The organism is Nonomuraea sp. NPDC003214 (assembly GCF_053590035.1).
Genome location: NZ_JBSFSX010000005.1, coordinates 607185 through 620958, shown reverse-complemented (window position 1 = coordinate 620958; position 13774 = coordinate 607185). Strand labels below are relative to the sequence as shown.

The following is a 13774-nucleotide window of genomic DNA, read 5'->3' as shown; positions in this document are numbered from 1 at the left end:
CTCAGGGGGCGGCGGCCGTGAGCCGGTTGCTGAACCGGGCGAGCATCCCGCTCTGCGACGTCTCGGAGAACAGCCGCCCGATCACCGGCGGGATCCGCCAGTTGGCCGGGCTGCGCCGGGCCAGGCTGGACACCAGGGAGACGTGCTTGTAGCGGGCCCGTTCGTAGGCGCGCAGCCGTTGCGCCACGTCGCCGCCCTTGGCGAGTTCGCGCCCGAGCACCCAGGCGTCCTCGAACGTCTGGTTGGCGCCCTGCCCGAGGGTCGGCGGCATGAGGTGGGCGGCGTCGCCGACCAGGGTGACGCGGCCCTTGCCCCACTCGCGGCGCACCTTCTGCCAGTGGTGGCCGAAGAAGTCCAGGTCGGACTCGGACGCCTGGGCGAGCACCTCGGGCACCGGCGAGGCCCAGTGGCCGAAGCGCCGCCTCAGCTCGGCGAGCGGCGCGGCGGGGCGCGGGTCGCCGGGCTTCCACCGCACGTCGAACCACCACTGCAGGTTCCCGTCGCCCGCCGGGATGAGCCCGCACGCGCCCTCCCGGCCGGTGATCATGAGGTGCACGTGGGTGCGGGCCAGGTCGATGTCGATCCGGCTGAGCGCCTGCCAGGTGCCGAAGGCGGCCGTCCGGATGGGCACGTCTCCCCACAGCTCGCGCCGGACGACGGAGTGGTGGCCGTCGGCGCCGACGAGCAGGTCACCCGTGGCGGTCGAGCCGTCGTCGAAGACGGCGGTGACCCGGTCGGCGTCCTGGGTGACGCCGCGGCAGCCCGTGCCGAAACGGATCAGGTCGCCGGGCAGCCCCTCGGCCAGGCGTTCGAGCACGACGCGGCGCGAGACCGACTTGTTGGCGAAGCCGTAGCGCGCCTCCGCGTGGGCCATGTCGGAGCGGAGGCGGAGCCGGCCGTCCGACGTCATCGCGTCGATGCGGTCGAACCTCCCGCCCGCGCCGTCGAGGCTGACGCCGAGGTCGTGCAGCACGGCGGCGCCGTTGCTGAAGATGCTCAGCCCCGCCCCGCCGGTCCGCATGGACTCGGCCCGTTCGAAGATCCGCACCCGGTGCCCGGTGGCCAGCAGGCTCCGGGCGACGGCCAGGCCGCCCACTCCCGCGCCGATGACAAGAACGTCCATTATCTCTCCAAACCGGAATCTCTCCGATTCAAAGATACATCGATGTGAAGTACATTGGGCCGGGTGACCGACAAGCATCCAGAAGAGGACATCTTCCGCGAGTTCCTGATCGCGGTCATGCTGCACATCGAGGCCGTCGCCGACCGGCTCGGCGTGCACCACGCGGACGTGGCCGCCCTCATCCTGCTGGAGATGCGCGGCCCCCTCGCGGTCGGGGCGATCGCCGAGGAGCTGGGCCTGCCGTCCGCCTCCACGACCCGGCTCATCGACCGGCTGGAGAAGGCCGGCTACGTGCGGCGGGTGCGCGGCCGCCGCGACCGCCGCACGGTCACCGTGGAGCTGATCGAGGAGGGCATGGCCGCCTACCACGCCACCCGGATCGCCTCCGAGCGGCACCTGGAGAAGATCGCCGCACACTACTCGCCGGAGCAGGTGCCACTGATGCTGGGCATGCTCGGCGGCGTCGCCCGCGCCTACCGCTCGGCGACCAGGGAGCTGCGCGAGGGCATCGAACACTCTCCGTAATCAATTCGTCACTCTCCGGTTATCAACCCTTCGCCTTCCCGGGCGTTCCGGCGGCTCCTCACGGACGGTTACCGTCCGGAAGGAGGGGGTGATCGCCATCCACGGAGTCTGGGACGTGGTGGTCGTCGGCGCCGGTCCCGCGGGCGCCACGGCGGCCCGCGTGGCGGCCGAGGCGGGATGCGCGGTGCTGCTGCTGGAACGTGCCACCATCCCGCGCTACAAGACGTGCGGCGGGGGCCTGATCGGCGGCGCCCGGGCGGCGCTGCCCGACGGCCTGCCGGTCCGGGTCCGGGACGTCGCCCGGACGTTCGAGTTCACCTGGGAGGGCCGCAGGCGCCGCGCGCTCACCTCCGCCGGGGAGCAGCCGATCCAGATGGTGTTCCGCGACGAGCTGGACGCCGCCCTCACCGTCGCCGCCGCCGACGCGGGCGCCCAGGTCCGCGACGGCACGCCGATCGCCGGGCTGGAGGACGACGGGCTGGTCAGCGTACGGACCTCGCGGGGTGAGACGATCCGCGCCCGGGCCCTGGTCGGCGCGGACGGCAGCGCCGGCCGGATCGCCGGGCACGTCGGGGTGCGCTGCGAGCAGATCGACCTGGCGCTGGAGGCCGAGGTGCCGGTCGGCGACGACGCGGCGGCCCGCTGGCGCGGGCGGATGCTCATCGAGTGGGGGCCGCTGCCGGGCTCGTTCGGCTGGGTGTTCCCCAAGGGCGACATCTGCACCGCCGGCGTGGTCGCCTCCCGCGGCCAGGGCGAGGCCACCCGCGCCTACCTGCGCGACTTCCTCACGCGCCACGGGCTCGCCGAGGCCGAGCCGCTGCACGACACCGGCCACCTGACGCGCTGCCGCCACCCCGACTCTCCGCTCGCCCGGGGCCGCGTCGTCGTGGCCGGTGACGCGGCGGGACTGTGCGACCCCTGGTCACGCGAGGGCATCTCGTTCGCGTTGCGCTCCGGCGCCTGGGCGGGCGAGGCGGCCGCGCTGATCGCCGCCGCCGACGACGACGCCGCCGTCACCCGGGCCGCCGACGACTACACCCGTACGGTGACTGCCACGCTCGGCGCCGAGATGGCGGCCTCCCGGCAGGTCATGAACCTGTTCATGCGGCGTCCCGGCCTCGTGCACGGCGCTCTGACCAGGGTGCCGCCGGTCTGGCGGATGTTCGACCGCTACGTCAACGGCGAGACGACGATCCCCGCGCTGGTCCGCCATCCAGTGGCCCGCGCGGCCCTGCGGGCGTTCGGCCGCCTGGCCTGAACGCCCGCCGACAGAGAGGACACGCATGTGAGCCCGCCGAACGAGCACCGCCGGCAGGTCCCGGTCGCCATCGTGGGAACCGCGTGCCGCGCGCCGGGCGGCGTGACCGACGCCGCCGGCCTGTGGCGCCTGCTGCTGGACAAGCGCGACGCCGTGGCCGGGTCCGAGCCCGGCCCGCGGTGGGCGGAGCACGAGCGCGTCGTCCCCGCCGACCTGGCCGCCACCGGGATGCTCGGCAACGGCGCGTTCCTCGACGGGATCGAGCTGTTCGACCCCGCGTTCTTCGGCATCCCCGTCAAGGACGCCTCCTCCGTGGACCCGCAGCACCGGCTGCTGATGGAGACCGGATGGGAGGCGCTGGAGAACGCCGGGATCGCGCCCCGCTCCCTCGGCGGCTCGGCCACCGGCCTGTTCGTCGGCATCTCCAGCACCGACTACGCCAAGCGGTTCACCCTGCACGACGTGGACATCTACCAGGGGATCTCGGCCGTCACGTCGGGGGCGCCGGGGCGGATCTCGTACTTCCTCGACGTCAACGGGCCCTCGCTGGCGGTGGACGCCGCGTGCGCGTCCTCGCTGGTGGCGGTGCACCTGGCGTGCCGGTCGCTGCACGACGGCGAGACCGACCTGGCGCTGGCGGGCGGGGTCACGATCCAGCTGGAGTGGGCGGGCATCATCGGGTTCGCCCGCGCCGGGGCGCTGTCGGCGCGGGGCCGCTGCGCGGCGTTCGACGAGAGCGCCGACGGGTTCGTCCGGGGCGAGGGCTGCGGGATGGTCGTGCTCAAGCGGCTGCCCGACGCCGTGCGCGACGGCGACCGGGTCCTCGCCGTGATCACCGGCACGGCGATCAACCACGCGGGCCGGGTGCGGGGCATCACGCAGCCCTCGCGGGCCGCGCAGCGGGCGGTGCTGGGCACGGCGATGCGCGTGGCCGGGCTGTCCCCGGGCGACGTGCAGTACGTCGAGGCGCACGGCACCGGCACGCCGGTCGGCGACCCGATCGAGTTCGCCGCGGTCGACGACGTCTACGGGGCCGCCGAGCGGCCGTGCGCGCTCGGCTCGCTCAAGACCAACATCGGGCACCCGGAGAGCGCGGCCGGGGTGCTGGGGCTGATCAAGGCGGCGACGGCCGTGCACACCGGGCTGATCCCGGCGAACCTGCACTTCCAGCGGTGGAACCCCGCCGTGCGGGCCGAGGGCACCCGGTTCTACGTGCCCACGGAGACGACGCCGTGGGAGGACGCGCCGGGGCCGCGCCGCGCCGCCGTGTCGGCGTTCGGCGTGACCGGAGCCAACGCGCACGTCGTCGTCGAGGAGCCCCCCGCCCGGCGGCCCCGCCGGCCCGCCGCCCCCGCCCGTACGCGCGTCCACCCGGTGTCGGCGGCGACCCCGGGCGGCCTGGCCGCGACCAGCGCCCGCCTGGCCGACCACCTGGAGGCGTCCCCGGAGGACGCCCCGGAGCCGGCGGACGTGGCGCACACGCTCGCGGTGCGGCGCAGCCCGCTGGCCCGGCGGGCCTGCGTGCTCGCCGAGGGCCGGGACGACCTCGTGGCCGGGCTGCGGGCGCTGGCCGAAGGGCGCGACGACGACCGGGTGCTGACGGGAGCGGCCGGGCACGCGGGCGACCCGGTCTGGGTGTTCTCGGGGCACGGGTCGCAGTGGGCGGGGATGGCGCGCCCGCTGCTGGACCGCGACCCCGCCTTCACCGAGACGATCGACAGCCTGGACCCGCTGGTCACCGCGCAGGCGGGGTTCTCGCTGCGGCAGCGGCTGGCCTCCGGCGAGTGCGGCGAGCGGATGGACGAGGTGCAGCCGCTGGTGTTCGCCGTGCAGACCGGGCTGGCCGCGATGTGGCGGCGCTGGGGGGTGCGGCCCGCCGCCGTGGTGGGGCACTCCATGGGCGAGGCCGCCGCCGCGGTCGCCGCGGGCATCCTGCCGCCCGAGGACGGCATGCGGATCACGCTGATCAGGTCGGCGATGCTGCAGCGGGTGGCGGGCGGCTGCATGGTCAGCGTGGCGCTGCCCGCCGACCAGGTCGCCGCCGAGATCGAAGGGGTGCCGGGGGTGTCGGTGGCGGTGGTGACCGCCCCGTCCTCGACCGTCGTGGCGGGGCGCGCCGACGCGGCCCGGGACCTCATGCGCCGCTGGCAGGAGCGCGGCGTGTTCTGCCGGCGGATCGCCGTGGTCGTGGCGGCGCACTCGCCGCAGGTGGAGCCGATCCTCGACGATCTCGCGGCGGAGGTGTCCTGGCTGGCGGGGGCGGCCCCGGAGGTGCCGTTCTACTCCACGAGCGAGGACCCGCGCCGTACCGTCGTCTTCGACGCCGCCTACTGGACCGCGAACCTCCGCAATCCCGTACGTTTCGACCTGGCGTGCCAGGCGCTGATCGAGGACGGGCGGCGGCTGTTCCTGGAGGTGTCGCCGCACCCGCTGCTGACGCAGGCGGTGGAGGAGACCGCCGCCGCGATGGGCGCGCCGGTGACCACCGTGGCGTCCCTGGAGCGCGACCGCGACGGGCGGGCGGCGATGTGCCGGGCGGCGGCGGCCCTGCACCTGGCCGGGGCCCCGGTCGACCTGGACGCCGTCAACGGCGGTGGCGCGCCGGTCGTGCTGCCGCCCACCGCGTTCGACCGGGCGCGCCACTGGGAGCCGGCCGGCGGCGGACGCGCGGCCTCCGGCCACATGTGGCTGGGCGCGCGGGTGGCGGTGCACGACCCCGACGCCGGCGACCGCACCCGGCACGTGTGGGAGGCCGACCTGGGCACGGACCGGGTCGGCTGGCTCGGCCAGCACACGCTGCACGGCAGCCCGGTGGTGCCCGGGGCGGCGTACGTCGAGCTGGTCCTGTCGGCCGCCGGTGAGCTGCTGGAGTGCCCGACCGGGCGGCTGCGCGTGAGCGAGGTGCGGTTCGAGCGCCTGCTGCCGCTCGGGGCCAGCGTGCCGGTCCACGTCAGCGCGACGGTCTCGGGCGAGCGGGCGCACGTGGAGATCTCCCGGCGGCACGGCGGCACGTGGGAGCTCGTCGCGTCGGCGTCCGTCGTCCGTTCCAGGCCGCCCGGCGACCGGCCGCCGCTCGTGCCGCCCGTGGTGGCGGAGGACGAGCCGGAGGCCCTGTACGAGGCGCTCTCCCGCATGGGGCTGGGGTCGGGGGCCGCCTTCCGCTCGATCGCGGCCGTCACCCCGGACGGCGTGACCCGGCTGCGGGTGCCCGGCGAGGCCGTCATCCGCGCCGGGGCGCCCCGGGTGCACCCGGTGCTGCTCGACGGCTGCATCCTGTCGGCGGCCGTCGGCCTGGTGGAGGACGGCGAGAGCGCGGCGGGCCCCGGCCGGCCGTGGCTGCCCGACCGCGTCGCGGCGATCGTCCTGCCGGACGAGCCCGGCCTGATCACCTGGGTCCGGGCCGAGGTGCGGGCGGATGGCGACACGGCGACGGGCCGCGCCGACCTGTACGCCGAGGACGGCCGCTGGGTGGGCGCGCTGGAGGGCCTGCACTTCGTCCGGGCCTCCGGCGGCTCGCGGGCCCGGACGCTGGACGGGAAGCTGGTCGAGCTCGCCTGGCGCCCGGCCGACCCGCCCGGCGCGAGGAAGGCGGCCACGGGCCGGTGGGCGGTGATCGGCGAGCCCGGCGACCCCGACCGCACCGCCGAACGCCTGGCCGAGGCCCTGTCGCGCGGACGCCCCGAAACGGTGAGCGTGCACCCGGCGGGCGAGGACGTCGATCCGGCCGCGCGGGCCGTCGTCTGGTGCGCCACCGGGCGGCTCGACGGGCTGGACAGGCTGGCCGAGGTCACCACGCTGCTCGGCGCGCTCGCGCGGACCGGCAGCCCGCCGCGCCTGTGGCTGGTGAGCCGCCTGGCCCGGCCGGTGCTCGACGGCGACCCGGTCGACCCCGACGTGTGCGCGCTGCGCGGCCTGCTGCGCGTCGCCTCCTTCGAGCAGCCCGACGCCGCCGTGAGCTGGGTGGACACCGATGACACCGCCGGCGGCCCCCTCGGCGGCCTCGCCGCCGTAGCGGCCGAGGTGCTGGCCGGCGGCGACGAAACCGAGGTCGCCTGGCGTGCCGGTCAGCGGTACGTGGCGCGGCTCGTGCCCGCCCCGCTGGGCGCGCGGCCCGCGCCGCCCTCGCGCACCGTCGAGGCGGTCGTCGGGCGGGAGGAGTACGCGCTGCGCGCCGATCCGGAGCGCGGCCTCGACGGCGTGCGGCTGGTGGCGACCGGCAAGCCGCCCGCCTCGCCGGGACCCGGCCAGGTGCTCCTGCGGGTGCAGGCGGCGACCGTGCACTTCCGCGACGTCATGATCGCCCTGGGCGTCTACCCGACCGAGGACGGCAGCACGCCGGAGCTCGGCTCCGACGCCACCGGCGTGGTGGTGGCCGTCGGCGAGGGCGTCGAGGACCTGCGGCCCGGCGACCGGATCTCGGCGCTGACGCCGCACGGGACCGGCTCGCTCGGCTCGCACTGCCTCGTCCACGCGGACCTGGCCGTGCGCCTGCCGGCCGACGCCGACCCGGTCACGTTCGCCCCGGTGGCCGCCACGTACGGCACGGTGTGGCACTGCCTGGCCGACGTGGCGCGGCTCGCGCGCGGGGAGACGGTGCTCGTGCACTCGGCGGCGGGCGGCACCGGGCAGGCCGCGGTCGCGGTGGCGCGGCTGCTCGGGGCTGAGGTCATCGCCACCGCCGGCACCGAGGAGAAGCGCCGCCACCTGCGGCGGCAGGGCGTCGAGCACGTCTTCGACTCCCGCGGCCTCGGCTTCGCCGGCGAGGTGCTGCGCGTCACCGGCGGGCGCGGCGTCGACGTGGTGCTCAACTCGCTCAGCGGCGACGCCATGCGCGCGTCGCTGACGCTGCTCGCGCCCGGCGGGCGATTCGTCGAGATCGGCAAGCGCGACCTGCACGAGGGCGCCCGCGTCGACCTGAGGACGTTCCGCCGGGGCAACACGTACGCGGCCGTCGACGTCGCGCTGGCGGCGGTCGAGCGGCCGGCGGCCATCCGGGACCCGGCGGTCAAGGCGATCGCCGAGATCGCCGCCGGGCGGCTGCCGCTGCCGCAGATCACGACGTTCCCGCTGGCGGAGGCGGCTGCCGCGATGAAGCGGCTGGCCTCCGGCGACCACATCGGCCGGATCGTGCTCACCTTCCCCGAGCCCGGGCGGCGCGTGCGAGTCGTGGCGCCCGAGCGGGACGACGTGGTGCGGCGCGGCGGCGCGTACGTCGTCACCGGCGGCACCAGGGGGCTGGGGCTGGAGGCGGCGCGCTGGCTGGCGGAGGCGGGGGCCGGCCGGGTCGTCCTCGGCGGGCGGGGCGAGCTCGGCGAGCGCGAGCGCGCGACGGTGGCGGCGGTCCGCGCGGCCGGATGCGAGGTGGAGGTGGTGCGGGGCGACGTCGCCGACCCCGCCACCGCGCGCCGCCTGGTCGCAGCTGCGGGCGAGCGCCTGCGCGGCGTCCTGCACACGGCCGTGGTCCTCGACGACGCGCCGCTGACCTCGCTCACCCCCGAGCGGCTGGAACGCGTGTGGCACCCCAAGGTGACCGGCGTGAAGAACCTGCACGAGGCCACGGCCGGCGCCGCGCTCGACTGGTTCGTCATCTTCTCCTCCATGGCGGCCATGCTCGGCAACCCGGGACAGGCGAGCTACGCGGCGGCCGGGGCGTGGGTGGACGCCTTCGCCCACTGGCGTCACCGGCGCGGGTTGCCCGCGCTCTCGGTCGACTGGGGCGCGTGGGGCGAGGCCGGGCGGGCGACGGACCTGGCCGGGCGGGGATTCGCGACGATCGGCACCGAGGAGGGATTCGCCGCGCTGGGCGAGCTGCTGCGCCACGGCCGGGTCAACACCGGGATGTTCGTCTACCAGCCGGAGCTGATGTTCCGGCTCTTCCCCGCCGCCGGTCAGGCCCCGCTCCTGGCCGAGCTGGGCGCCGGGCGGGAGGCCGCGGAGCCGGACGCCGGGTCCGTCCTGGCGCACCCGCCCGGGCCCGCCAGGACGCAGCTCGTCCAGGACGTGGTGGTCCGCGTCCTGGCCGCGCTGCTGGGCACGCAGGCCCCGGCCGTGCCCGCGCACGCGATGTTCACCGACCTCGGGCTCGACTCCCTGCTCGCGGTCGCGCTGGCGCACCGGCTGGCCAAGGCGCTGGGCATCACGCTCACGCCCGCCGCCGTCTGGGCCCACCCGTCGGCCGCCCGGCTGGCCGCGCACCTGGACGGGCTGCTCGCCGGGGGGCGGTGAGCCGGTCAGCCTCCCGTGGCGGCCGTGGCCAGCAGCCAGTCCCGGTCACCGGCCAGCGGGGCGAACGCGCGGACGCCGGGCAGGGTCGCGCGCACGCAGCGGGTGACCGCGTCCCCGGCGCTCAGCTCGACGTACCGCAGGCCGGGGCCGAGACGCCGCAGCGTCTCGGGGAGCCGCACCGGCTGCGTCACGCAGCCGGCCAGCGCCCGGCGCAGGTCCTCGCCGTCGTCGTACGCGCGCCCGTGGACCGGCGAGTGGACCGGCACCCGCAGCGGACGCTGCCGCAGCGGGCGCAGCCCCCGCAGGAAACGCCCGGCGACCGCGCCCAGCGCGGGATGGTGCGAGGCGTACGGGACGGCGAGCCGGGTCATCGGCGTCCCGCCGAACGCCAGCAGCGCCTCGACCGCCTCGACGGGGCCGCTCACGATCGTCTGGTCCGGCGCGTTGACGCAGGCGAGCCGGAGCTCGGGCAGGCGGGCGCGGTCGAGCAGGCGCAGGCACGCCTCCTCGCCGAGCTCCGGCAGCAGGACCATCGCCCCGCGCCCCTCCACCTGCCGGAACGCCGCGTTGAGCGCGCGCACCGCGCGGGCGCCGTCGGCGACGTCGAACGCGCCCGCGCAGACGAGCGCCGCGATCTCGCCGAAGCTCTGCCCGACGATCGCGTACGGGGTCAGCCGCGCCGACAGCGCCCGGCCCACGACGACCGACACCGCGTACCCGGCCAGCTGCGGCACCCCCGGCTCCATCCGCACGGACCTCGACCGGTCGAGCAGCACCCGGCGCAGCCCCGCCCCGGCATCCGGGATCACCGCCTCGATCTCGTCCAGCACCTGGTCACAGGCCGCGCGGACGGCGGGCGATGCGTCGTGCACGTCCGCCAGCGCGCCGCGCGGGTCACCGCCCTGGCCGGGGACCAGGAACACCGGCCCCGCCTGCGCCGCCCGCGTCAACGCGACCCCGATCCGTCGGCGGACCAGGTCAGCACGCCGCTCCCCCAGGTCAGCCCCGCGCCGAACGCGACGACGAGCACCCGGTCACCCGGGCTGAGCCTGCCCTGCCGGTGCGCGTCGGCCAGGGCGTAGGGCAGCGATCCGGCGCCGATGTTGCCCACCCGGTCGGCGACGATCACCAGCCGGGCGGGGTCGAACCCGGCCTCGGCGCACGCCTGCCGGAGCAGCACCGGGTTGGGCTGGTGGGTGACGACCAGCGCGATGTCGTCCCTGGTCAGGCCCGACCTCCGCAGCGCCTCGGCGGCGGCCAGCGGGAAGATCTCCAGGATGAACTTGCGCACCGCCCGGCCGTCCATGTGGATCAGGTGCAGGCCCCGCTCCAGCGTCTCGCGGCAGGCCGGGAACCGGCTGCCGCCGCCGGGGATCAGCACGTCGCCGGCGCGGGTGCCGTCGGACCCGAGCGTGATCGGGCCGAACCCGTGGCCGCCGGGCACCCGGCCGAGGATCGCCGCTCCGGCCCCGTCCGCGAACAGCACCCCCGTCGCGCGGTCGCCGGTGTCGAGGAAGCGCGAGTACGTCTCCACGCCGACGACGGCGGCACGGCGTCCCCTCGGCTCGGCGCGCAGCCAGTCGCACGCGACCCGGGCGCCGAACAGCCAGCCCGCGCACGCCGCCGAGACGTCGAACGCGACAGCGTTCTCCGCGCCGAGCGCCGCCTGGACCCGGCAGGCGGTCGACGGGCCGAGCTCGTCCGGCGTGGACGTCGCCAGGATCAGCAGGTCCAGGTCGCCCGGCTCCAGCCCGGCGTCGCGCAGCGCCGCCCGCACCGCGTGCGCGGCCAGGTCCGAGCTCGCCTGGCCGGGGGCGGCGACGTGCCGCCGGAGCACGCCGGTCCGCTCGGCGATCCACTCCGGCGGCACGCCCGCCCGTTCGGCGACCTCCTCGTTGGTGCGCACCGCGTCGGGGACGTAGGCGCCGGTGCCGAGCACGCCGATTCCCGGTTGGGAGATCAAGCCGTTCACCTCTCTCATACGCGCCTCCAGAGGGAGGCAAGGCTTCAGGGGGTGGGGCGCCTCCGGGGAGGCAGGGCTTTCAGGGGGGTGGGGCGCCTCCGGGGAGGCAGGGCTTCAGGGGGGCGCCTCGGGGAAAGGCAGGGGTTTCGGAGGGGGGCCGGGGGTCAGGGCATGTCGATGCGGCCGAGGGCGAGGAGGTCGATCAGGGCGGGGCCGCCGTTGTAGGCGGTCATGCCGCCGTCGATCGTCAGGATCGTCCCGGTCACCATCGAGGCGGCGTCGCCGGCCAGGTAGAGGGCGCCGTCGCCGATCTCCTCCGGGGTGGCCCAGCGGCGGGCGGGCACGGCGCGCATCAGCGCCTCGGACGCCTGCCGGTCGCCGTGGAAGGACGCGGTCAGGTCGGTGGCCACCCAGCCCGGCTGGATCGCGTTCACCCGTACGCCCGAGGCGGCCCATTCGGCGGCGAGCGTGCGCGTGAGGGAGTTCACGGCGGCCTTGACCGCCCCGTAGTGGGACAGCATCGGGCAGCCCCGCTCCCCCGCGACGGAGGAGACGTTGACGACGGAGCCGCTGCCGCGCGCCGTGGCGTGCCTCCCGAACAGCCGCAGGAACCGGGCGACCGCCGTGAGGTCGACGGCGAGCACGTGCTGCCAGTCCTCGTCGGTGAGGTCCAGGAACGGTCCCGCGCCGCCGACGGAGCCGGCGTTGTTGACGAGGATGTCCAGGTGGCCGAAGCCGTCGACGGCCCGGGCGAAGGCGGCGTCGATCGCGCTGACGGAGCTCGCGTCGCAGGGCAGGGTGAGGGTTCTGACGCCGTGCTTGCCGGCCAGGGCGGCGACGTCCTCCAGCGCGCTCGCGCCGCGGGCGAGCAGGGCGACGTCGGCGCCCGCCTGGGCGAAGCGGAGCGCGATCGCCCGGCCGATGCCGCGCGAGGCGCCGGTGATCAGCGCTGACTTGCCGGTGAGGTCCATGCGGTGCTCCAAAGGGGAGGTTCGTGCAGTTCGGGCAGTTCGAAGGCGTCGACCAGCTCGGAGGTCAGCGGCATCAGCTCGGCGCGCAGCTCGTCGCGGGCCGCCCTGATCCGGGACATGAGCGGGGGCGTGGCGATCCCCTCGTCCAGCAGGAGACCGGCCCGGCGGTCCGCCCAGTCGAGGGCGTACCAGCTCAGCAGCGGCCGCAGGCGCGGCGGGCCGTCCTGGAGGATCTCCAGGACGACGCGGTCGGCCAGCGCGGTCGCGGTCCTGGCGGCCTGCGGGAGGTGCGGGTCCCAGCCGCCGGAGGGGCCGGGGGCGCCGACGCGGGCGGCGAGGTCGTCCAGGAGGCGGGTCTCCAGGGCGCGGGCGGCGTCGAGGCAGCCGCCGAGCGACAGGTCGAGGGCGCCCTGGGCGGGCTCCGGGGGGTCGTAGCGGTCGCGTTCGACCATGGCGCGCGCGACGTCGAAGAGGATGAGCTGGTTGTCCCCTCCGGCGCTGATGTAGCCGTGCGCGAGTCCCCGGTAGCCGTTGAGCCTGCCGGAGGCGACGAAGCCGGGCGCGCCGCAGTGGGTGCGGCACAGGCCGGCCGTCTCCTCGGCCAGCGCGGTGACGGCGGCCTTGAGCAGCGGCAGCATCAGGTCGACGGACGCCCACGGGGCCCAGGTCGGGGCGGACTCGGCGCCGCCTTCCGTCCAGGTCACGCCAGTCTTGACGCGGTTGGCGACGGCGGTCAGCGCGTACGCCCTGGACAGCGTGGTGAGCACGGCCTCCTGCTGGTTGCGGTGCTCGATGAGCGGGCGGCCGCGGGCCAGCCGTCCCTGCGTGGGGCGGCCGGCGGAGTGCCGGGTCAGCACGGCGGCGCCGGCGCGGGTGACGGCCGCGCTCGCCGCGATGACGCCACGCCACACGTACGGGGCCGCGCACATCGACAGCGCGGGCCGAGTCGCGGCCAGGGGGTCGTGGACGACGCCGGCGTCGGTGACGCGCGCGCCCGCCGCCAGCCACGATCCGGCGGGCAGCCGGAGCCCGTCGAAGCGCACGGCCGCCCAGTCCAGGGGCAGCGCGTGGTTGTCGGCGGCGGGCAGCACCGTGACGCCCTCCGGCACGGAGCCGTCGCCGAGCGGCACCAGGAAGAGGAAGACGCCCCGGTCGCCGCCGTCGTCGACCAGGCGGGCGTACACGGTGAGGAGCTTGGGGACGGCCGGGTGGCCCGCCGTGGTGGGGAACTTCACGGCCGCCGGGTCGGGGGTGGTCAGGACGAAGGAGCCGTCGCGGGCGTCGAGGCGGGCGACGGTGGCGGGCATGAGGTGGCTGTTGCTGCGCCCGGCCTCGGTCATGGCGACGACGCCGAAGCGTTCCATTCCCTCGAGCTGCCGCCGTACGGGCTCGGTGCGCTCGTCGCCGAAGCGCAGGACCGGCACCAGCGTCAGCGTGTAGTGCAGCAGCATGACGTGGAAGAGCGCCGGGTCGGCGACGGCGGCCCGTTCCAGCAGCGCGCACAGGGCCCGCGGGTCCTCCAGGAGCTCCCGGGCGGGCGGCGCGGCGGTGCCGGCGTGCCGGAAGCGCTCGTAGGTGAGGGCGTGGCGGTCCGGCGGCGGCAGGACGCGCGGGTAGCCGAAGAAGGCGGCGGGTATCGCCTCGCGCAGCCGCGCGTGCGGCTCGTCCGGCAGACCGCCCCGCACGAACGTGATCAGATCCACGGTGAC

Annotated in this window: 8 protein-coding genes; 3 read left to right on the top strand and 5 right to left on the bottom strand. The window is 76.5% G+C overall.

Going from position 1 to position 13774, the window contains the following annotated elements; all coding sequences use genetic code 11:
- Position 1: 1 nt before the first annotated feature.
- Positions 2-1123, bottom strand: coding sequence for an FAD-dependent monooxygenase (locus tag ACWDXC_RS18595; RefSeq protein ID WP_449983225.1), 1122 nt, complete (start codon positions 1121-1123; stop codon positions 2-4).
- Between the two features lie 63 nt (positions 1124-1186).
- Here ACWDXC_RS18595 and ACWDXC_RS18590 point away from each other — a divergent pair, with 63 nt between their 5' ends.
- From ACWDXC_RS18590 to ACWDXC_RS18580, 3 genes are all read left to right on the top strand, one after another.
- On the top strand, positions 1187-1648 hold the full coding sequence (locus tag ACWDXC_RS18590; protein WP_449983222.1) for a MarR family winged helix-turn-helix transcriptional regulator: 462 nt from the start codon (positions 1187-1189) through the stop codon (positions 1646-1648).
- An 88-nt stretch (positions 1649-1736) separates the two neighbouring features.
- Complete coding sequence (locus ACWDXC_RS18585) at positions 1737-2906, top strand: geranylgeranyl reductase family protein (protein WP_449983219.1); 1170 nt, start codon at positions 1737-1739, stop codon at positions 2904-2906.
- Positions 2907-2933: 27 nt separating this feature from the next.
- The gene (locus tag ACWDXC_RS18580; protein WP_449983217.1) at positions 2934-9131 is read left to right on the top strand and encodes an SDR family NAD(P)-dependent oxidoreductase; all 6198 of its coding nucleotides are present in this window, start codon (positions 2934-2936) and stop codon (positions 9129-9131) included.
- Positions 9132-9136: 5 nt separating this feature from the next.
- Here ACWDXC_RS18580 and ACWDXC_RS18575 read toward each other — a convergent pair whose 3' ends face one another.
- From ACWDXC_RS18575 to ACWDXC_RS18560, 4 genes are all read right to left on the bottom strand, one after another.
- Positions 9137-10081, bottom strand: coding sequence for an ACP S-malonyltransferase (locus ACWDXC_RS18575; protein WP_449983214.1), 945 nt, complete (start codon positions 10079-10081; stop codon positions 9137-9139).
- Positions 10078-11094 carry a 3-oxoacyl-ACP synthase III family protein gene (locus ACWDXC_RS18570; RefSeq protein WP_449983211.1) on the bottom strand — a complete coding sequence of 339 codons (1017 nt, stop codon included), beginning with the start codon at positions 11092-11094 and terminating at the stop codon, positions 10078-10080. The genes ACWDXC_RS18575 and ACWDXC_RS18570 overlap by 4 nt, the downstream gene beginning before the upstream one ends.
- A 164-nt stretch (positions 11095-11258) precedes the next feature.
- On the bottom strand, positions 11259-12065 hold the full coding sequence (locus ACWDXC_RS18565; RefSeq protein ID WP_219513247.1) for an SDR family NAD(P)-dependent oxidoreductase: 807 nt from the start codon (positions 12063-12065) through the stop codon (positions 11259-11261).
- On the bottom strand, positions 12038-13768 hold the full coding sequence (locus ACWDXC_RS18560) for an acyl-CoA dehydrogenase family protein (RefSeq protein ID WP_449983207.1): 1731 nt from the start codon (positions 13766-13768) through the stop codon (positions 12038-12040). The genes ACWDXC_RS18565 and ACWDXC_RS18560 overlap by 28 nt, the downstream gene beginning before the upstream one ends.
- Between the last annotated feature and the right edge of the window lie 6 nt (positions 13769-13774).